The 20465-nt window shown below is 70.1% G+C and carries 20 protein-coding genes; 9 read left to right on the forward strand and 11 right to left on the reverse strand.

The genetic code is table 11. The annotated features are described in order from the left end of the window. Positions 1 to 494 precede the first annotated feature (494 nt). Positions 495 to 1646: a tyrosine-type recombinase/integrase gene (locus tag ACX80W_RS01925; protein ID WP_459279921.1), complete on the forward strand. Its 1152-nt coding sequence runs from the start codon at positions 495 to 497 to the stop codon at positions 1644 to 1646. 787 nt (positions 1647 to 2433) lie between these two features. Then, positions 2434 to 3213, forward strand: coding sequence for a hypothetical protein (locus ACX80W_RS01930; RefSeq protein WP_459279923.1), 780 nt, complete (start codon positions 2434 to 2436; stop codon positions 3211 to 3213). Positions 3214 to 3312: 99 nt separating this feature from the next. On the opposite strand, the gene ACX80W_RS01935 is transcribed toward ACX80W_RS01930, so the two are convergent. Further along, positions 3313 to 3981, reverse strand: a complete 669-nt coding sequence (locus ACX80W_RS01935) for a class I SAM-dependent methyltransferase (RefSeq protein ID WP_459279924.1) — start codon at positions 3979 to 3981, stop codon at positions 3313 to 3315. Further along, positions 3971 to 5014, reverse strand: coding sequence for an NAD(P)/FAD-dependent oxidoreductase (locus ACX80W_RS01940; RefSeq protein WP_459279926.1), 1044 nt, complete (start codon positions 5012 to 5014; stop codon positions 3971 to 3973). The genes ACX80W_RS01935 and ACX80W_RS01940 overlap by 11 nt, the downstream gene beginning before the upstream one ends. Positions 5015 to 5121: 107 nt before the next feature. On the opposite strand from ACX80W_RS01940, the gene ACX80W_RS01945 reads away from it, so the two are divergent. Further along, positions 5122 to 5703, forward strand: coding sequence for a helix-turn-helix domain-containing protein (locus ACX80W_RS01945; protein WP_459279928.1), 582 nt, complete (start codon positions 5122 to 5124; stop codon positions 5701 to 5703). A 56-nt stretch (positions 5704 to 5759) separates the two neighbouring features. Here ACX80W_RS01945 and ACX80W_RS01950 read toward each other — a convergent pair whose 3' ends face one another. Further along, positions 5760 to 6965, reverse strand: coding sequence for a low temperature requirement protein A (locus tag ACX80W_RS01950; RefSeq protein ID WP_459279930.1), 1206 nt, complete (start codon positions 6963 to 6965; stop codon positions 5760 to 5762). Positions 6966 to 7119: 154 nt separating this feature from the next. Here ACX80W_RS01950 and ACX80W_RS01955 point away from each other — a divergent pair, with 154 nt between their 5' ends. From ACX80W_RS01955 to ACX80W_RS01980, 6 genes are all read left to right on the forward strand, one after another. Continuing rightward, the gene (locus tag ACX80W_RS01955; RefSeq protein ID WP_459279931.1) at positions 7120 to 8592 is read left to right on the forward strand and encodes a MinD/ParA family ATP-binding protein; all 1473 of its coding nucleotides are present in this window, start codon (positions 7120 to 7122) and stop codon (positions 8590 to 8592) included. A gap of 10 nt (positions 8593 to 8602) precedes the next feature. Continuing rightward, positions 8603 to 9526 carry a DUF2797 domain-containing protein gene (locus tag ACX80W_RS01960; protein ID WP_459279933.1) on the forward strand — a complete coding sequence of 308 codons (924 nt, stop codon included), beginning with the start codon at positions 8603 to 8605 and terminating at the stop codon, positions 9524 to 9526. Between the two features lie 20 nt (positions 9527 to 9546). Continuing rightward, entirely contained in the window at positions 9547 to 9783 is a 237-nt protein-coding gene (locus ACX80W_RS01965) for a hypothetical protein (protein ID WP_459279935.1), read from the forward strand. Positions 9784 to 9859: 76 nt separating this feature from the next. Continuing rightward, positions 9860 to 10312 carry an FAS1-like dehydratase domain-containing protein gene (locus ACX80W_RS01970; protein ID WP_459279937.1) on the forward strand — a complete coding sequence of 151 codons (453 nt, stop codon included), beginning with the start codon at positions 9860 to 9862 and terminating at the stop codon, positions 10310 to 10312. Beyond that, on the forward strand, positions 10309 to 10749 hold the full coding sequence (locus ACX80W_RS01975; RefSeq protein WP_459279939.1) for a MaoC family dehydratase: 441 nt from the start codon (positions 10309 to 10311) through the stop codon (positions 10747 to 10749). The genes ACX80W_RS01970 and ACX80W_RS01975 overlap by 4 nt, the downstream gene beginning before the upstream one ends. Then, complete coding sequence (locus ACX80W_RS01980) at positions 10746 to 11855, forward strand: UDP-N-acetylmuramate dehydrogenase (RefSeq protein ID WP_459279941.1); 1110 nt, start codon at positions 10746 to 10748, stop codon at positions 11853 to 11855. The genes ACX80W_RS01975 and ACX80W_RS01980 overlap by 4 nt, the downstream gene beginning before the upstream one ends. A 26-nt stretch (positions 11856 to 11881) precedes the next feature. Here ACX80W_RS01980 and ACX80W_RS01985 read toward each other — a convergent pair whose 3' ends face one another. The 8 genes from ACX80W_RS01985 to ACX80W_RS02020 form a co-directional block, all read right to left on the reverse strand. Further along, positions 11882 to 12310, reverse strand: coding sequence for a hypothetical protein (locus ACX80W_RS01985; protein WP_459279942.1), 429 nt, complete (start codon positions 12308 to 12310; stop codon positions 11882 to 11884). Between the two features lie 49 nt (positions 12311 to 12359). After that, positions 12360 to 13505: an aspartate-semialdehyde dehydrogenase gene (asd, locus tag ACX80W_RS01990; RefSeq protein WP_459279944.1), complete on the reverse strand. Its 1146-nt coding sequence runs from the start codon at positions 13503 to 13505 to the stop codon at positions 12360 to 12362. 60 nt (positions 13506 to 13565) lie between these two features. Next, entirely contained in the window at positions 13566 to 14123 is a 558-nt protein-coding gene (locus tag ACX80W_RS01995; RefSeq protein ID WP_459279946.1) for a dihydrofolate reductase, read from the reverse strand. Continuing rightward, positions 14120 to 14929, reverse strand: a complete 810-nt coding sequence (locus ACX80W_RS02000; RefSeq protein WP_459280196.1) for a thymidylate synthase — start codon at positions 14927 to 14929, stop codon at positions 14120 to 14122. Before ACX80W_RS02000 ends, ACX80W_RS01995 begins: the two co-directional genes overlap by 4 nt. Before the next feature lie 77 nt (positions 14930 to 15006). Next, entirely contained in the window at positions 15007 to 16023 is a 1017-nt protein-coding gene (locus ACX80W_RS02005) for an NUDIX hydrolase (protein WP_459279948.1), read from the reverse strand. Continuing rightward, entirely contained in the window at positions 16023 to 18245 is a 2223-nt protein-coding gene (locus tag ACX80W_RS02010; protein WP_459279949.1) for an RNA degradosome polyphosphate kinase, read from the reverse strand. The genes ACX80W_RS02005 and ACX80W_RS02010 overlap by 1 nt, the downstream gene beginning before the upstream one ends. Positions 18246 to 18314: 69 nt before the next feature. After that, entirely contained in the window at positions 18315 to 19340 is a 1026-nt protein-coding gene (mshD, locus tag ACX80W_RS02015) for a mycothiol synthase (protein ID WP_459279951.1), read from the reverse strand. A 254-nt stretch (positions 19341 to 19594) separates the two neighbouring features. Further along, positions 19595 to 20305 carry a winged helix-turn-helix transcriptional regulator gene (locus ACX80W_RS02020; RefSeq protein WP_459279953.1) on the reverse strand — a complete coding sequence of 237 codons (711 nt, stop codon included), beginning with the start codon at positions 20303 to 20305 and terminating at the stop codon, positions 19595 to 19597. Positions 20306 to 20465 lie beyond the last annotated feature (160 nt).

Raw genomic sequence — 20465 nt, forward strand, 5'->3', positions numbered from 1 at the left:
TTCAAGGCAGGCGGCGTTAACGCCGGCGCCGATGTGGAAGCACGTCAGGTCTGCCCGCTGAAGAAGCGCGGCAAGAAGGCCTGGAGTTGCTTAGATCTGCTCTGTGGAGGATCCCCCTCGACCATTCAGGTTGAACCGCGGCCCGCGCGTCGATGGGGAGTGCTCTGGTGGCTCGCAGCTGAGTCCACCTCAGATTGCGCTCAGCGTTCAGTTGCCGTACAATCCGATGACCCAATCGTACATCTGGTGCGGGTTGCCGATACAGACCACAATGTCAAGCCCATCAAGACTGACAAGTATGGGTGATGTCAATCCACAGCCGCGTCCGAATTTTCCACAGGAGTTCCGGGCGCGAAGTGCGGAAGCATGGTGGACTGTGGCACTTCTCCACGGGCTGTGGATAACTGGGCGGCCGCACGGTCTAGCTGCGTGGCGCATCTTTCCCGGCGTGTCGCCGTGGAGTGAGCGCACGACCCACTGGATAGACTTCTGCGGTGGCAATCAAGAAGCTCCCGAACGGTAAGTACCAGCACGACTACCGGATCGACGGCAGACGGATTTTCAAGCGGTTTCCCACCTTGGCCGCAGCTCGGGCCAATGAGTTGTCGGTAGCCAATGCGAAAGCTGGCGGCACCCTCGTGGATACGCGCAAGGGCGAGAAGCTGCGCTTCCATGACCTCTACGAGGAGTGGCTCGCGCGGATCGGTTCTGTGGGCGCGGATGGAAAGAGGCCAGCCTCGCCCGTGACTGTCGCGGGATACCGGCGCATCTACCTCAATCACATCCGCGACCACTTTGAGTACCGTCCGCTGGGGGCGATCACGCTGGGGGTGGTCAATAGTTGGCTGGGTACGTTTCGGACGGATGATGCACGACAGCGCGCGTATCGGCAGCTGGGGAGGATGCTGCAGTATGCGGTTGACAGCGGCTACATCGCTAACAACGTCGCTCGAAACGCCAGGATGAATCACGTGGCCAAGCCGGAGCCTGTGCGTGAGGCGAGAGCGCTTACGGCGAATCAGCTCAAGACCCTGGCTACGGAATGCTCACTTGGTGGACGGGTCGAGGAAGTGTCACATGCTCACTACAAACTGCTCGTCCTGTTTGCTGGTACGACAGGCTTGAGGTGGTCGGAGATCGCGGGTCTCCAAGCCCGCTCCGTACACCTGGGGGAGAACTCGTACGTCCTTGTGGAGTCCGCACTTGTACCAGTGGATGGTCGGTTGGAGCTGCGCTCCACGACCAAGGGTCGACGCCCGAGGCGGGTCCCAATCCCGGATTCCGTGGCAAGCCTGCTGAGGGCGCACATCGAAGGTATGGACCCGGGCGCGTTGGTATTCACCGCGCCGTCCGGTCGTGAGCTGAGATCCTCCAACTTCGCGCGACGGATACTGCACCCGGCGGTGAATCGATGCCGCGAACGAGACCCAGCCTTTCCCCGGATCGTCTTTCACGACCTTCGCCGGACTGCTGTCAGCCTCGCAATCAGCGCAGATGCCAATGTCAAGGTGGTGCAGCAGATCGCGGGGCATCGATCGGCCGTGACTACCTTGGACACCTACGCTCAGTATTACGAGGATGATCTACACGCCTCTGCCCGCGCTGTTGATCGAATGTTCAGCCCCGGGGCCGGCGAGCTCATCTAAGTACTACGAGTTGTTGGATGAAAGTTGGATGGTTTCGGCAGCAAAATCCTTGTTAGGTCACAGTATTATGCAGCGACTCATAATCGTGAGGTCGTGGGATCGAGTCCCACCACCGCTACAAAACGCAGACCCCCGGAATCCTGGATTCCGGGGGTTTTTGTCTTAACGCACTGCAGCACCTGCGGCGCCCCGGTGAAGAGGCCAGGATGACGGACGCGGCGTGGAGCGCATCGGCCCCCACGCGGACCCCTCGTAACAGGAGGGACAACTCTTCCCCTCGGGCCTGCGAAGACGTAATTTACTTCCAGGGACCGCCGGGAACAACCCGCTATGCGGATCCGTGAATTCAAATCCCATGGCCTGACGCTGGTCCACCCCAGTCCTCTCGGGCCCTTTTAAGACCCGGCCGCGCGCAGTGCTGCCACGGCCTCGGCGTAACGGTCAGTCCGCCCTCGATACGGACGCCGTGAAGCTTCAGGAACCCGCTGGGGGAGGGATGGACACTCAGAAAGTGTGAACGGAGTCAGCTATGCAGATTACTCCGAGGTATCTGGAACGACCCGCGCGCATGGTAGTGGCACTACTCCTTGTGGCGAGCACCCTACTCGGCTCCTCCCCCGTCCCGGCCGTGGCCGCTCCGCCCGACCCCCTCACCTGTGCGGGTTATCCCGAGAAGCGGATCTTCGTTGATGCGCAGTCCTGGTGGACACCCACCGCGGGGGCAACTCCCGCAGGCACGAACCACGGCCATATCCATGTCGGGGCGTGTATTCCCGAACGTGAAACCATGACCGGGCCCTTCACACTCGATATCCGGATGATGCTGCATAATCCAGGCCGCCAGGAGGCCGATACCGGCGAGACCCTGACGCCCTACGTGGCGGTTGTCATGAAGGGTGCCTCAACCGAGAAGACGCAGTCCAAGCTCTACCAAACCGGCTGGACGTGCCCGACCCCGGGTACGTGCACCCGTTGGGGCCAGGTGAGGGTTGATCCGTCCTTCTTTTCGACCGATGGCCTGAAGGAAACGCGCCTTCGATTCTTCTCCGACGTCGTAGACCCTGCTGCGGGCGGCAGGACAACCACAGCCCGCATGACCGCCTCCCTCAATTTTCAGTACTATGTCGATCTTTCGCCTACCCGCACCGTGAGCGATGTCTCCCAGGATCCCTATCTGCGCGGTAAGGGATGGTACTCGGCGCCCGGGAGGGATCTGGCGAAGGGCGGCTACTGCGAAGCCGATCTCCTGACTGTTCCGGTTCCGAATACTCCCGTCAGCGGCATCTGGTCACCCGCCGTCAGAATGGTTTCGCACGGCGAGGCGGGCGACCCGCCCGTGACGGCCCATGAGATCCGCATCGACCCGGATCTCCATGCCAATGTTCCCGGCCTGATCCTCCGGCGGGCGGGCGGGGAGTACGACGGGCGGATCAGTATCGACACCACCAAGCTGACCAATAGCAGCCACAAGCTGTTCCTGCGCGCCGACTGCAATGACCAGTACCGCCGCAACTCGACCACCTCGGGCATCCTGATCGTGTCCTTCGAGGTCGCCAACGGCAGGTAGGACAATCCGCCCTGCGGCAGTGCTTCCCGGGCATGGGCGCAGGCGCGGAGCGGCCTCCGGCGGCCGTCACCGCCGCGGCGTGCGCCTGCGGCGGTGATGTTACACCGGTCCCGCAGCGGGCGGCGCCGGTGCCGGGCCGGTCTCCAGCCGGCGGGCCTGGAGCACCGTGTCATGGATTGTCGCCTGGTGCCCTTCAACGTCGGCCGCCGACCGGGGGCGCGCCTCGGAGGCGGTGATGTCCCAGCCGCCGTCGAGCAGGGGGATGAGGTCTTCCGCGGTGTAGAACAGCTGGGGCAGCGGGGGCCGCCGCACCGTCGTGTGCAGGTCGGAAAGATGGTGGCCGACGATGAGCAGGGTGCCGCCCGGCGCCACGGCCTCCGCGAGCCCGGCGAACAGCGCCGAGCGCGCCGGCTCGGCGAGCTGCATGAACTGCGCCGAGACGAGGTCGAAGCTGCGCGGTTCCGGCGGCGCCTCGAGGAGGTCCGCGTGCACCCACTCGACGCGGGCGGCCACGGCGGCGTCCTCCAGCGCGGCCTGCTCCCGGGCGCGTCCGAGGGCGACCTCGGAGATGTCGACGCCGGTCACCCGCCACCCGTTGCGGGCGAGCCACAGGGCGTCGGCGCCCTCGCCGCAGCCAACGTCGAGCGCGCGCCCGGGCGGCAGCGCGGAAGCGGTCGTCACGAGGTGCACGTTCGGGTTCCCGCTCCACACCCTGCGGTGCTCCGCATACCGCCGGTCCCAGAACTCCTGATCCATTTCAGTGTGCATGGCTCTCCCGCTTTGCTGCGCCGTCGGCCGTCCCGGCCGGAGTTCCATTGTCGGACGCGGCCGGTGCTCCACCAAGCACCGGTTCGGCGCCCGCCCGGCGCCGCTGAACCGCCGACGCCGCGTCCTCGGCGATGAGGTCCCAGTTGATCCCGGCGCCTGCCCCGAGGCCGGCCGCGGCCGAGGCCACCACCTGGGCGGTGGGGTCGGCGGCATTGCCCGCCGCCCACACCCCCGGGACGGAGGTGCGGCCCTGCGGGTCGACCTCTGCCGCGTAGCCGATGCCCATCGGGTGCTCGGCGGTCCGCACGCCGAGGGACTCGAGCAGCGCCGACCGCGCGGCGAAGCGCGGTGCCACCACCAGGGCGTCGAGCGCGACGCTGGAGCCGTCCTGGAGGCGCACCCCCGAGAGCGCCCCGGCCGAGGCCTCGACCGCTTCGACCCTGCCGGTGACGACGCGGACCGACAGCGCCGCCAGGAGTTCCGCCTCCTCGTCCGTCGGCTCCGGCGCGGTGTGCCGGAACAGCGTGACCTCGCTGCTGAGCTGGCGGAACATCTGCACCTGGTGCATCGCCATCGGGCCGGTGGCCAGCACGCCGATGGCCTTGCCGCGGGACTCGTACCCGTGGCAGTAGGGGCAGTGGATGACGCCGGTGCCCCAGTGCGCGGCGAGGCCCTCGACGTCGGGCAGTTCATCGGTGAGCCCCGTCGTCACCAGCAGGCGTCGGCCACCCAGGCGCCGGCCGTCCCCGAGCGTGGCGGTGAACCCGTCCGACCCCCTCTCGACCCGGACCACCTCCGCGTCGATCAGGACCGACCCGTAGGATGCCGCCTCCGCCCGTCCCGCCGCCACGAGGTCGAGCGGCGGCATGCCGTCCCGGGAGAGGAAGTTGTGCACCCCGGCCGCGGGGGCGTTCCGCGGGGAGCCGGAGTCGATCACGGCCGTGGTCCGCAGCGAGCGGCCGAGGGCCACCGCGGCGCTGAGCCCGGCGGGTCCGCCTCCGACAATGACGACGTCGTAGCGTGGGTCCTGCATGATGGTTCTCCTTTGTCTCCGGCGCCTACGCTCGGCGCCTTCTTCTCCACGGTGGCGGCATGGCGGTGGGATGGCAATATTCCTTGCCGCTATGGCAAAATGCGGGGATGGAAAACGATTTGTCGCCGGTTTTCGACGCCATGGGCCCGCGGTTGCGGGCGCTGCGCCAGCAGCGGGGCCTGACCCTCGGCGAGGTGTCCGGGGCCACCGGGATCTCGGCGAGCACCCTGTCCCGCCTCGAGGGAGGCCAGCGGCGCCCGAACCTCGAACTGCTCCTGCCCCTCGCGCGCCTGTTCCAGGTCCCGCTCGACGACCTCGTCGGGGCACCACCCACCGGGGATCCCCGGATCCACCTGCGGCCCATCAGGCACGGCGACATGACGGCCCTTCCGCTCACCCGCAGGCCCGGTGGGCTCCAGGCGTACAAGATGGTGCTGGCCGCCGGCGCCAGGCAGGGGGAGCCCGAGCTTCGGGTGCACGAGGGGTATGAGTGGCTGTACGTCCTCAATGGGCGCCTGCGCCTCGTACTCGGGGACAAGGATTTCGTCCTGGGCCCGGGGGAGGCCGCCGAGTTCGACACCCACACCCCGCACTGGTTCGCCAGCGCCGATGAGCGCGCCGTGGAGTTCCTCAGCCTCTTCGGCCACCAGGGGGAGAAGATGCACGTCCGGGCCCGCCCCAAGGCCTAGGAGCCGCGGTCCCGGGTGTGGGTGGCATTCCGGCGGGAGGCCCGGCACCGGCCGCGTTACGCCGGAGAGTGGCTCCCGCGGATCTCCGCCCGCTTGTCCGCATAGACGCTCGTCTCGACGACGACGAGCAGGGCGCACAATCCGAAGACCAGTCCAAGGGCCACCAGCGGCGCGAATCCTGAGGCGGCCGGAACCAGGGCCAGCAGGACGGCGGCGGTGCTGAGCCTCCACGTTTTCCAGTACCCGCCGACCCTGCGCCAGAACGCCGCGTGGGCCAGGAGGTACAGCGCGGTCCCGCCCAGCAGGGCGCCGGCGCCCAGCCAGCCGTAGCCGGAGGTTTCATCGAGATGCGCCAGGGCATCCTCGACGCCGAGCGCCGAAAGGACCACCCCGGCGATCAGCGGGAGGTGGAGATAGGTGTAGGCGTCGACGGCGAGTGCCGACCGCGCCCGGCCGCGGAGCCGCGCCAGCACGTGCTCCGCCGCGATCGCCATGACGTCGAAGTAGAGCCACCACAGGCAGATCGAGAGCCCGACGCCGAACACCGCCCCCAGGATCATCAGGGTGCTCACCGGACGTTCCGAGGCGCCCACACCGATGGAGATGATCGATTCGCCCAGGGCGAGGATCACGACCAGGCCGTACCGCTCGGTCCAGTGGGCGGCGGAATGGACCCGCCAGTTCCCTCCCGCGGAGGTGAGGTAGGTGAGCGCGATGTCCGCGGCGAGGCCGACGAGCCAGAACCAGGTCTGGGCCGGCCCGCCGATGAGGGCTCCGGTGATGATGATGCCCGAGCCGGTGAACATGGCGCTCGAGGTCTTGATCACCTGGCGCCGGAGCGGGACGTCGTCCCCCGCGGCGAGGAGGTACAGCCCGATGTGGACCAGCCGGACGACGAAGTAGGCCAACGCGAACACCAGCGGCCCGTCCAGGCCTCCCGCCATGTCGTCGAAGGCCTCCGGGATGGCCAGGGCCGCGATGAACATCGCCATCATGGCCAGGGACATCCCGAGCCGCACGACACCCTCGTCGACGTGGGTCTGGTTCGCGAGCCAGGAGTAGCAGACCCACGACCACCAGAGGATGCCAAGGATGATCATGCCCTGCAGGACGCCGAAGCCGGTGTGTTCGTGCGCCATGAAGGCGGTGACCTGGGTGAAGGCGAACACGAAGACGAGGTCGAAGAAGAGTTCGAAGGTCGTCACCCGGTGCGATTCGTCGGACACCCGGACCTGCCGCATCGGCCGAAAGGCGGGAAACATACGGAAAGCATAGGTCGCGGGCCGGGCCGTGTCTGCGGTCGGCGCCCACTGTTACTCGGCTGCGGACGCCGGAGATCAGGGTGCTTATAGGATGGGCGGAGGCAAATGACCGCTAAGCAGCCGCCCCGTCAGGTGTGCGGGGGGATGGACTTACATGACCGAACGTGACTCCGCGTGGAGCGCCGACAGCACGAACGACACCTATCCCACCAGGGCGAGCCGGCGCCGGCAGTCCCTGCTGGAAGAGGATTTCCAGGTCCGGTGGGAGGCCCCGCCCTCCGCTCCGGAGGGCGGACCGGCGGTGTACGGGCCGGATGCGGCGCCGAACTACGCGCCCTCGATCCCCGCCGTGCTGCACGGCGCGGCGCCCTACGGAGCGGTGGCCTCCGACTCTGTGCCCTCCGAGGCAGCCCCGTATGACCCGGCACCTTCCGATGCAGCGCCGTATGGCCCGGCGCCTTTCGATTCGGGGCCGTACGACCCGGTGCCCTACGGCATGGTTCCCTACGAGCCCGAGCCCTTCGCCCCGGGACTCCTCGAGCCGGGAACTTCCGTCGTTCCCGGCCTCCCCGGGACCGCACCGGCGGAACCGGGGCCGCTTGGCGGTTCCCGGCCGGACGACGGAGGGTTCGGGACGGACCCCGTCGCGGAGCTTCCTCCGCAGCCTGCCGAACCGCCGGCCACCCGGCAGCGGGCCTCCGCAGCGCGCACCGGCCGCCGCTCCTTCCTCACCCCCGACACGGCCGTGGTTCCTGCCGAAACCGGGCTCCGCGGGGCGTTGACCCGGATCGGCGTGCGCATCCCGCCCTCCGCCGCCGAACTGGTGGTGCGCGCCCATACCCGCTCCGTCAGCCAGCACTGGCCCGGCCCGCGGACCATCGCCGTCGTGAACGGCAAGGGCGGCGCCAATAAAACGCCGACGACGGTGATGCTCGCGGCGGTTTTCGCCCGCAACGGCGGCGGACCCGTCCTGGCCTGGGACAACAACGAAACCCGCGGCACCCTCGGGTGGCGCACCGAGCAGGGCCCGCACGAAGCGACGGTGCTCGACCTGCTGCCGCAGACCGGCGCGCTGCTCGCCCCGTCCGCCCAGTCGGCGCTGCTGGCCCGCTACGTCCACCACCAGACCGAGGACAAGTACGACGTCCTGCGCTCCAAGCCCGACGTGCTGGCTTCGGAACAGAAGGTCACCTCGCGGGACTTCGACGCCCTGCACGAGGTCGCCTCGAAGTATTTCCGGCTCAACGTCGTCGACTCCGGCAATGACGAAACGGCCGAACGGTGGCTGCGCATGCTCCACCACACCCACCAGCTCGTCATCGCCACCACCACCCTCGAGGAGCACGCCGAGGCCGGCGCGCTGCTCCTCGAGGCCCTGCGGGCCCGCGGCGGGGACTATGAGCAGCTCTCCCGCAACGCCGTGGTCATCGTCAGCCAGTCGGACAAGAACGGCACCGCCGCCCAGGCGCAGAGCATCGCCGACGGGTTCACCGAACTGGCCCGCAGCGCCGTCACCATCCCCTTCGACCCCGCCCTGCTAAAGGGGCGGATCCGCTACGGCTCGCTGCGCCCGGCAACCCAGCGGGCCTGGCTCGCGGCGGCGGCGGCGGTGGCCGAGGGGCTCTGATCCCAGGCCGATGCAGCCCGGTGGACGCTACCTGTGCAGCGGGGTGGCCTGGCACGGCGAGGCGCCGGCCCTGGTCCTCGCCGACCCGGAAGGCGCCCGCACGGACCTGCCGCTGCGTCCGGGGGTGCGGCTCGGGTACCGCGTCCTGGGTCCGGCCGGCGTGCGCTACTGCCTTGGCTCCTACCGGGTTCATGACGCGCAGTCCCGCACCCACCTGCCCTGCCCGCGGCAGGCCGAGGCCGAGCGCGGCTACCAGTGCGGGCCCTGCTTCGCCCAGGACGACCTGCGCTTTCTGCACGACTTCCACCGCTCGGGGATCGCCCCGGAGGGCCTGAAACGCTACCTCGACCAGCCGCACTGGCTGTACGTGGCGACCTTCGCCGACGGCGCCACGAAGGTCGGGACCGCCGCGGACAAACGCAAGCACGGGCGGCTGGTGGAGCAGGGCGCCGTCACCGGCTCGTACGTTGCCCTCGCGGAGAACGGGCGGGTGGTGCGCGTCCTCGAGGATGAGGTGACGCGCAGCGTGGGCCTGCCGCAGGCCGTGCGTTCGGCGGCCAAGGCCGAGGCCCTCCGCCGGCCGCTCCCGCCGGAACGGCTCGCCGGACTCAACGCAGGGTTCGCCGACTCCGCCCGGCAGCTGCTGCGGGAGGGGCTGGACCTTGAGGGCTTCACCGTCGTCACCGAGCGGTTCGACCCGCCGCCGTCGTGGCGCCAAATGCTGACGGCGCAGGGCGCCCAGCCCTATCCGGGGGACCTGGAAAGCGGCGAGCACGGCTTCGTCATCGGCCCCCTGATCGGGTCCTGCGCCCTCGTCACCCTCGACGGCGCCCCGCTGCGCTTCCTCGCCGACTTGTCCCGCCTCAAGGGGCGCCGGCTCGGGCTGGGGGCGTACACCACCCCGGTGCCGGCGGTGCAGGAGTCCCTGTTCTAGCGCGGCGGTAGGATTGGGGGATGCTCAACACACCCTGGGACACCGGATCGGTGCTGTACCGCAGGCTCCTGATCGCCGCGCTCATCCTCACCGGCGCCGGCATCGCGCTCGCCGTGGCGGGGGCGGCGGCCAATGCCGAGGCCGCGGTGTTCGCCGCGATGCCGCTCATCGGCACGGGCCTCCTCTGCCACATCGCCGGAATGGTGGTGCGGACCCGCGACGCACGGCGGCGCAGGAGCCCCGCAGCGCCCCGCTGACACCCACCGGCCGCCGAGCCGGCCGCTCCGCTACGCTTGAACCCAGCCCCCGCCCGCGACCTTCCGGAGGACTTCCATGACTCTCAACCCCGACCTGCAGGGGCGCACCTACCCCGCCGGTGAGGTGTACACCGTCGGGCGCGAGGCGATCCGCGACTTCGCCCGGGCCGTCAAGGCCACCCACCCCTCCCACTACGACGTCGACGCGGCACGGGCCCTCGGACACGCCGACCTGGTGGCGCCCCCGACGTTCGCCATCATCGTGGCGCAGCGGGCGGACGCCCAGCTCATCACCGATCCGGGCGCCGGGATCGACTTCTCCCGGGTGGTCCACGCCGACCAGCGCTTCACCCACCACCGGCCCATCGTGGCCGGGGACGAACTCGTCGCCGCCCTCCACGTCGACTCCGTGCGCGCCATGGGCGGCGGGGCGATGATCACCACGCGCGCCGAAATCTCGACAGTGGACGGCGTGCGGACCGCAACCACAACGTCATCCCTGCTCGTCCGGGGAGAGGAGCAGCAGTGAGCATCCCAGCAGCCGAACTGACCGTCGGGCAGGAGATCGGGTCCGTGACGATCCCGGTGACCCGCCAGGACCTGGTGCGCTACGCCGGGGCCTCCGGGGACTTCAACCCGATCCACTGGAACCCCGACTTCGCCCGGGAAGTCGGCCTGCCCGGGGTCATCGCCCACGGCATGTTCACCATGGGCGCCGCCGTGCAGCTCGTAACCGACTGGACCGGCGACCCGAGCTCGGTCATCGACTACCAGACGCGCTTCACCAAGCCCGTCGTGGTGGCCGACACCACCGGCCAGCCCGGAGTCCCCGGCGCCGTCCTCGAGGTCCGGGGGACCATCGGGGCCCTGAACCCCGAGGAGTCCACGGCGCGGATCGACCTCACCGTCACCTTCGAGGGCCAGAAGGTCCTCGTGAAGGCCCAGGCCGTGGTGCGCCTGTCATGAGCACGCCGCTGACCGGTTCGTCCCTGGCCGCGCTGACGACGGCGGGCGTCGGCGGACCCGCCCGCACGCTGATCGAGGCGCGGTCGGAAGCGGAGATCATCGACGCCGTCCGCACCGCCGACGACGCCGGCGAGCCCCTGCTCATCCTCGCGGGCGGCTCCAACCTGGTGATCGCCGACGAGGGCTTCGACGGCACGGTCGTCCGCATCGCCTCCGACGGCTTCACCGTCAACGATGACGACGCCACCTGCGGCGGCGTGATGGTTAAGGCGCAGGCCGGCCAGGACTGGGACGCGCTGGTGGAGTACACGGTGAAGCACGCCTTCTCCGGCCTCGAGGCGCTCTCGGGCATCCCCGGCTCCACCGGGGCCACGCCGGTCCAGAACGTCGGAGCGTACGGCTCCGACGTGTCCCAGACGATCGCCACCGTGCGCACCTGGGACCGGCAGGCCTCGGCGGTGAAGAGCTTCACCAACTTCGAACTGCACTTCGGGTACCGGGACTCGCTGCTCAAGCAGACAACCGTCGACGGCTCGCCGCGCTACGTGGTGCTCACGGTCGAATTCCAGCTGGGCCTCGGGCGCATGAGCGCACCGGTGAAGTACGCCGAACTGGCCCGCGCCCTGGGGGTCGAGGTCGGCAAGCGGGCCTACGCCAACGACGTGCGCCGCGAGGTGCTTCGGCTGCGCGCGGCCAAGGGAATGGTCCTCGACGCGCAGGACCGGGACACCTTCAGCACCGGATCCTTCTTCACCAACCCGGTCATCGACGCCGCCGACGCCGCGGCCCTGCCCGAGGCCGCCCCCCGGTATCCCGTCGCGGACCCGGGGAAGGTGAAGCTGAGCGCGGCCTGGCTGATCGAGCACGCGGGCTTCGCCAAGGGCTTCGGCCTGGCCGGCGACGCCGGCTTCGCTGCAGCGGGCGGACGGGCCTCCCTGTCGACCAAGCACACCCTCGCGCTGACCAACCGGGGCGGCGCCACCGCCCGCGACCTGCTGGCGGTGGCCGGCCTGGTGGCGGACGGGGTGGAGAAGGAGTTCGGCATCCGGCTGCAGCCCGAACCGCTGCTGATCGGCTGCGCGCTGCCGGCGCGCAGCGCCCGCTGAGCCCGGCCGGCGGCTGACGGCCGCTCCTACGTGACCGAGGTCCGCCGCGCATGCTCGGCGGCGGCGCGGGTCAGCAGGACATCCCCCCACTGCGCCTTGCGGTCCACCAGCTGCCGGGTGCACAGCCACTGCGCCAGCCGGGAGGCGAGGCTGATCTGGGCCAGGCGGTCGTGGAAGTCCGCCGCGAGCCAGCGCACCCCGAGGAACCCGGGCAGGGCGTGGAGGAGCTCCGCGGCGCCCATCAGGCGCACGTAGGCGGCGTCGGGGCGGAACTGGCGCTCAAGCTCCAGCAGCGCCGCCGCCTCCGGCGGCAGCGAGCGGGCACCCTCGCCCTCCAGGTAGGACCTCAGCCCCGCCTCCACGCGCCCGTACCGGATCACCGTCTCCGGGTGCCGGCCGCGGGCGCTTGCGGCGAAGAATCCGGTCAGGATGCGGTCGACGTCGGTGTGTTCCATGCCGGTATTCTGCCCCCGCCCTCTGACAGTTCGGTGCGCCCGGAGGCCGCTACAGGTTGCCCGTGGCGATCAGGAGCATCCGGCGCAGGGGCTCCGCCGCGCCCCACAGCAGCTGGTCTCCCACGGTGAAGGCGCTGATGTACTCCGGGCCCATCTCGAGCTTGCGGATCCGCCCGACGGGGATCTCCAGCGATCCGGTCGCCGCCACCGGCGTCAGTTCGGCCACGGAGGCCTCCTTGGTGTTGGGCACCACCTTCACCCACTCGTTGTCGGCGGCGATCAGCCGCTCGATCTCGGCCACCGGCAGGTCCTCGGTCAGCTTCAGGGTCAGCGCCTGCGAGTGCGAGCGCATGGCGCCGATCCGCACGCACAGGCCGTCGAACGGGATGCGCCCGCCGTCGCCGGTGCCCAGGATCTTGTTCGTCTCGGCCCCGGCCTTCCACTCCTCGCGGGACTGTCCGTTGCCCAGGTCGGCATCGATCCACGGGATCACCGAGCCGGCCAGCGGCACGCCGAACTGGGAGGCGTCGAGTTCCGGGTTCCGCTGCTGGGCCAGGACGGCCCGGTCGATCTCGAGGATCGCCGAGGCCGGGTCGTCGAGGTGCGTGAGCACGCTCGAGTGCAGGGCGCCGAACTGGGTGAGCAGTTCGCGCATGTGCCGGGCTCCGCCGCCGGATGCGGCCTGGTAGGTCATCGAGGTGCCCCACTCCACAAGGCCGTTGCGGAACAGCCCGCCCAGGCCCATGAGCATGCACGAGACGGTGCAGTTGCCGCCGATGAAGTCCTTCACGCCGCGTGCCAGCCCGGCGTCGATGACGCTGCGGTTGACCGGGTCGAGGACGATGATCGAATCGGATTCCATCCGCAGCGTCGAGGCGGCGTCGATCCACAGCCCGTCCCAGCCGGCGTCGCGCAGCTTGGGGTGCACCTCGGCCGTGTAGTCCCCGCCCTGCGCGGTGACGATGATCGGCAGCTTCGCCAGCGTCTCGACGTCGTAGGCGTTCTCGAGCTTCCCGGCGCCCTCCGCGAAGGACGGCGCCGGCCCGCCGGCGTTGGAGGTGGAGAAGAAGACGGGGTTGAACAGGCGGAAGTCGCCCTCGTCCTGGAAGCGCTGCATGAGGACGGAGCCGACCATGCCGCGCCAGCCGACGAAGCCGACGGAGGGCAGGGGGGAGGTGCTTGCTGCGAAGGTCATTCCTCCAGCTTAGGCGAGCGCGCCGCGCGGGGCAGTGCCGGTTACGTCACCCGCCGCCCGTCAGGCCCCCGTGGCCCCGCGCGCCCACAGGCTCAGCCGGTACCGGGTGCCGGTGGAGCTTTCCAGCCAGCCCCCCGCGGGGGTGACGCCCTTCAGGTCCCACTCGGGGCCCAGCACCGGGGCGTACGTGTCGCCCTCGGCGTTGCCCTCGATGACGGTGACCACCGCCGTGTTGGCCACGGCGACGGCGTCCGCGTACAGCCGGCCGCCGCCGATGATCCAGATCTGCTCCGCCCCGGGGGCCCGCTTCGCCTCGGCCAGGGCGGCCTCGAGCGAGCCGACGACGGCGGCGCCCTCCAGCGGACCGGAGGAGCTCACGACGATATTGGTGCGGTCCGGCAGCGGACGGTACTTCCGGGGGAAGGACTCCCAGGTGCGGCGGCCCATGATGACCGGGTGGCCGGTGGTGGTCTTCCGGAAGTGGGCCAGGTCCTCCGGGACATCCCAGGGCATGCCGCCGTCCCTGCCGATCACCCCGTCCTCGGTCTGCGCCCAGATCAGGCCGATGACCGGCCCGCCGCCCACGGCGCCGGTGACTGTGACATTGTCGAAGCTCATACGGCGATCGGGGCCTTGATCGTGGGGTGGTGCCGGTAGTCGAGCACTTCGAAGTCCTCAAGGGTGTAGTCGGAAATGCTTGCCGGGGTGCGGGTGATCCGCAGCCGCGGGTACGGATAGGGTTCGCGCGAGAGCTGCTCGGTGACCTGCTCGACGTGGTTGTCGTAGATGTGCACGTCCCCGCCGGTCCAGATGAACTCCCCGGGCTCCAGCCCGGCCTGCTGGGCCACCATGAGGGTCAGCAGGGCGTAGGAGGCGATGTTGAACGGAACGCCGAGGAAGGTGTCCGCCGAGCGCTGGTAGAGCTGGCAGGAGAGCCGGCCGGGGCCGTCGGCCGAGGGCTCGACGTAGAACTGGAAGAACGCGTGGCAGGGCGGCAGCGCCATGTTCGAGATCTCCGAGACGTTCCAGGCCGAGACGATGTGGCGCCGCGAGTCGGGGTTCGCCTTGAGCCCTTCGATGACGGCGGCGATCTGGTCGATGTGCCCGCCGTCGGGGGTGGGCCAGGAGCGCCACTGCACCCCGTAGACCGGGCCGAGTTCGCCGTCGGCGTCCGCCCATTCATCCCAGATCGAAACGCCTTGCTCCTGCAGCCACCGGACGTTCGATTCCCCGCGGAGGAACCAGAGCAGTTCGAGCGCGACCGACTTGAAGTGCACCCGCTTGGTGGTGATCAGCGGGAAGGACTCGCGCAGGTCGAAGCGCAGCTGGCGGCCGAAGACGCTGCGGGTTCCGGTGCCCGTCCGGTCGGACTTGGCGGTGCCGTTGGCCATCACATCGCGCAGCAGGTCTTCATACGGGGTCATCAGGGGTGTGCTCACCGTGCCAGTCTAGCGAGGACCCGCCGGTGCGCCGACCTGTGCGGGCCCAGCGCAACGGCGTGTCAGTCGTCGTAGGCGCGGTACTGTTCCACCGAGACGATGCGCCCGTGGTTGACGGAGCTGACCTGGCAGATGACCGCCTCACCGGGCGCCAGGTAGGGGTCGGCGACCGGCAGCAGCGCGGCAAGGGGCGCCGGCATGTGGGCGCGCAGGACCCCGAAGACCAGGGGCAGGACCGGCCGGTGCGTGCAGATGGCGACGGGGTGGCGTTTGTCGAAAACCTTCTCCACCGCCGTGCGGGCCCGTCCGGGCTTGCGCGCCGCGTCGTGTTCGGTGAGCGCGTCGACGAGCTTCAGCTTCGCGTCGGCCTTGGTGACGTACGGGGTGACCGTCTGGACGCAGCGGACCCACGGGCTGCTGATGATGCGTTCGGGCCGCCAGGCCTGCAGCAGCCGGCTGACTGCCGCCGCCTGGCGCCGCCCGGTGGCGGCCAGGGGCCGTTCGCCTTCGGCCCGGCTCCAGGAGGAGCGGGGCTTGGCCTTGGCATGGCGGACGATGATCAGCGGCCAGGTCCCGAGGTCGCGGCGCGCGTGGGCCTCCTCAAGGGCCTCCAGCGGCTCGACGTCGGAGGGGTTGGTCAGCAGGTCCCGGGCCTTGTCGGGGGTGCACCACAGGTACTCATCGACCTCCTTGCCGTCCGGGACGGGCTTGAGGCGGTCGGCCTTCGCCGCCCAGTAGTGAACCACCTTGCGGCCGGAGGACACCTCGTAGGCGATTGACGGCAGCGGGATGCCGAGGTGGACCTTGAGGCCCACCTCCTCATGGGTCTCCCGGGCGGCGCACTCCGGGGTGGTCTCCCCGTCGTCGAGCTTGCCCTTGGGCCAGGACCAGTCGTCGTAGCGCGGGCGATGGATCAGCAGGACCTGGAGGTGGCCCTTCTCGGTCCGCCAGCACAGGGTGCCGGCGGCGACGACGGCGGCCTCGGCCGTGTGCGCCGGCGCCGCGTCCGCTGGCGCCGCGTCCGCCGGCGCCGTGTGGGCCGGCGCCGCGTCGGCCGGGGTCTGGAGGTTGGCGGACATCAGCGGCGCATCGCGGCGCGCTGCCGGGCACGGGAGGCGAGCAGCCACGACTGGATGTCGCCGAGGTCCTCGCCGTTTTCGTCCTTGGCGTGCCGGGTCCAGGCCCCGGTCTCGTCAAGGTGCCAGCTGGAGGTGCGCGGGTCCATGTACCGGTCCATGAGCGTCATCAGGTACTCGATGTCGTCCGGGGCGCTCAGCTGCACGAGGGTCTCGACCCTGCGGTCGAGGTTGCGGTGCATCATGTCGGCCGAGCCGATGAACACCGCCGGATCGCCGCCGTTGGCGAAGGCGAAGACGCGCGAGTGTTCGAGGAACCGGCCGAGCACCGAGCGCACGGTGACGTTCTCGCTGAGCCCGGGCACCCCGGGCCGCACCGAGCAGATGCCGCGCACGATGACGTCGACCTTCACCCCGGCCTGCGAAGCCCGGTAGAGGGCGTCGATGATGGCCTCGTCGACCATCGAGTTGACCTTGATGACCACGCGGGCGGCGCGCCCGGCGTTCTTATTGGCGATCTCCCGTTCGATCCGGTCGATCAGCCCCGAACGCACCGACCGCGGTGCCACGAGGAGCCGCTTGAACGTGGACTTCGGCGCGTAGCCCGAGAGCTGGTTGAACAGCCGGGACAGGTCCTCGCCCACCTGGTCGTTGGAGGTGAGCAGGCCCAGGTCCTCGTAGTAGCGGGCCGTGCGGGGGTGGTAGTTGCCGGTGCCGATGTGGCAGTAGCGGCGCAGCCCGTCCGTTTCCTGGCGGACGACCAGGGAGAGCTTGCAGTGGGTCTTGAGCCCCACGATCCCGTACACCACGTGGACGCCGGCCTGCTCGAGCTTGCGGGCCCAGGAGATGTTGGCCTGCTCGTCGAAGCGCGCCTTGATCTCCACCAGGGCGAGCACCTGCTTGCCGGCCTCCGCCGCGTCGATCAGGGCGTCGACGATGGGGGAGTCCCCGGAGGTGCGGTAGAGGGTCTGCTTGATGGCCTGCACCTTGGGGTCGGCCGCGGCCTGCTCCAGGAAGGCCTGGACCGAGGTGGAGAAGGAGTCGTACGGGTGGTGCAGCAGGATGTCGCGGCGCCTCATGGCGGCGAACACGTTGGCGGCCTTCGAGGTCTCGCTCTCGTTGAGGTGCCTGCTGGTGTGCGGGACGTGCTTGGGGTAGTGGAGCTCCCCGCGGTCGATCTTCCCGATGACGCTGAGCCCGCGCAGGTCAAGGGGCGCCGGGAGGGTGAAGACTTCGTCCTCCTCGATGCCCAGCTCCCGTGCCAGCAGCGCCCGGATGCTCGGGTTGATGTCGGTGGCGACCTCGAGGCGCACCGGCGGGCCGAACCGGCGGCGCAGCAGTTCCTTCTCGAGCGCCTGCAGCAGGTTCTCCGCGTCGTCCTCCTCCACCTCGAGGTCCTCGTTGCGGGTGACCCGGAAGGTGTGGTGCTCGAGCACCTCCATGCCGGGGAAGAGCTGGTCGAGGTGGACGGCGATGACGTCCTCGAGCGCGATGAAGCGGGCGGTGCGTCCGGCGATGCTCCCGGCGCGGTGCCCGTCCACGGAGATCAGGCGGGGCAGCTGGTCGGGCACCTTGACGCGGGCGAACAGTTCCTTCTGGCTGATGGGGTTGCGCACCACGACGGCGAGGTTCAGCGACAGCCCGGAGATGTAGGGGAAGGGGTGCGCCGGGTCCACCGCGAGCGGGGTGAGGATGGGGAAGACCTTCTCGGTGAACAGCTTGTTCAGCTCGCTCCGGGCCGGTTCGTCGAGCTCGTCCCAGGAGGTGAGGTGGATGTGCTCCTTGGCCAGGGCCGGGCGGATCTGCTCGGCGAACACCGCCGCGTGGCGCTGCTGGAGGCGGTAGCCGTCCTCCATGATCTTCTCAAGCTGCTCGATCGGGCTGAGCCCGGCCGCTGAGGGGACGGCCAGGCCGGTGGCGATGCGCCGCTTCAGGCCGGCGACGCGCACCATGAAGAATTCGTCGAGGTTGGAGGCGAAGATCGAGAGGAAGGCGACGCGCTCCAGCAGGTACAGGTCGGGATCCTCGGCAAGCTCAAGCACCCGCGCGTTGAAGTCCAGCCAGCTGATCTCCCGGTCGAGGAACCGGTCGGGGCGGATATCTCCGGTGGGCAGCAGGCTCGGCGCGAATTCGGGGATGTCGATGCGGTCCTGGGTGGCCCGGGCGGGCGAGGTCTCCGAGGAACCGTAACGGGATGGGACTCGGGCGGCTGTTTCAGATGCCATGGTGTCTCCTGCGGCGTTCAGTGGTGTCTCGGGCGCGCGTAGAAGCGGGCACTGTGCTGGAATCCAACCTTACAAGCTGGGCGTGCCTTCGCCACCTGCGTACATGACATCGACGTCCCAGCGCGTGAAGCCGAGTGAGCGGTAGAGGGACACCGCGGAGGTGTTGTCGGCATCGACATAGAGCATGATGGCCTGCAGTCCGCGCCGGTGCAGGTGATCGATGCCCGCCACCGTCAGGGCCCGGCCCAGGCCGCGGCCCTGCGCCTCGGGGGTCACCCCGACCACGTACACCTCGCCGAGCGGCGGGTGCGCTCCCTGCCCGGCATGCACCTTGGTCCAGTGGAATCCGAGGAGGCGGGAGGAGTCGGTGTCCTCCGCCAGAAGGAAGCCCTCCGGGTCGAACCAGTCCTCGGCCATGCGGGCCTGGAGGTCGGCGAGGGTCATGGCGCCCTGTTCGGGGTGGTGGGCGAAGGCGGCGCGGTTGGCCTCGAGCCACAGCTGTTCGTCCTGCCCGGGGACGAAGGCGCGGAGCCGGACCTTGTCGGGCAGGACCAGGGCCGGGGCGAGCTCTTCGGCCGCGGCCCGGGTCTGGCGCATGCGCCACAGCTCCCGGACGGGCCGGAACCCGTGCCGGGCGGCCAGGACGGCCGCGGCGGAATGGTTGCCGTGGGACCAGGCCCGCAGCCCGGGCAGCGCCTCGGCGGCGACCGCCGCGGCCAGGGCCGAACCGGCCCCCTCGACGCGGCTGTGCGGGGCGACGACGAGCTCGAGGACGGCGGGCTCCTGCCCCGCGGCCCCCGCCCCATCCCCGCCGCCGGTCGCGCCCGAAGGGAGGCTGACGACGGCGACACCGGCGAGCTCGGCATCCTCGCCGGGGCCCGGCGCGGCGCCCGGCCGTGCGGCGAAGACCAGGACGCCGGCCGCCCCGGGCGCGGAGGAGCCCAGGTTCACCAGGGTCTGCTCGGACAGGGGAGGGTTACCGTCGGCCTCGACCGCCCGCGCCGCGAGCTCGCGGATTTCGGCCAGCAGAAGCTCCGGCGGAGCGCCGGAGGTCCGGGTGATGGTCCAGGAGGGAAGCTGCTGTTTGGCCGTCATGGGCCAAGCCTAGTGCCCTCCGCCGCGCCGCGGCGGGCCGCCGGGCGTCCCGGCCGCCACCGGCCCGGACCGCCGGTTTGGCGGGACACCCGGGGGTGGGGTAGCGTTGGAAACCGTTCAGGGGGGATGCACCACTGGGGTGCCCGCGATACGTTCGACCCGTATGTCCTCCACTTCCGGGCTCCGCCCGCCCAGGAACCCCCATCCGCACGGATGGGGGTTCCGGCGTTTAAGCGCCGTTCCGCATGCTCCGGTCAGGCATCCTGGGGGATGTCCGCCCCGGCCTCCTCGGGCATCCTCGTCAGCGTGAACCGGTAGCCGACATTGCGCACCGTGGCGATGAGCTGTTCGTGGTCGGTGCCGAGTTTCGCCCGCAGCCGGCGCACGTGGACATCGACCGTCCGGGTGCCCCCGTAGTAGTCGTAACCCCAAACCTCGTGCAGCAGCTGGTCGCGGGTGAAGACCCGGCCGGGGTGCTGGGCCAGGTACTTCAACAGTTCGAACTCCTTGTAGGTGAGGTTCAGCGGCTCCCCGCCGACGCGGGCGGTGTAGCTGGCCTCATCGATCACCACGCCGGAGGCCCGGATCTCGGAGCTCGCCTCCTCCCCGGCCGCCTGCGCCCGGGCGATGGCCAGCCGCAGCCGCGCCTCGACCTCGGCGGGGCCGGCCGAGTCCAGCAGGACGTCATCGGCCAGCCAGGCCGCGGTCACCGCCGTCATTCCCCCCTCGGTGAGCACCAGCATCAACGGCGCGCTGAGCCCGGTGGCCTTCAGGAGCTGGGTGAGCGAACGCGCCCCCACGAGGTCCCGGCGGGCGTCGACCAGCACGACGTCGCACGGTTCGGTCTCCAGCAGGGCGGTGGGTTCGGCCGGCAGGATGTGCACCTTGTGGCTCAGCAGTTCAAGGGCCGGGAGGATGTCCACGGAGGATCCCGCACTGTTGGTGAGCAGTAAGATGTGCGGCATGTGTCCTCCACTGGTCGGGACGCGCATCATCGGGCGGGCGGACCGGAGCTGAACCGGGAGAACCGGAAGCCGCCGGCGGTAAAGATTTGGACAAGTATAACCGCAGGGTGCCCGCGGCGGCCGCTGCCGCAGCGGGGGCCACATGCGGCCCCTTCCTGGG

This window comes from Arthrobacter melezitosi (genome assembly GCF_054511055.1).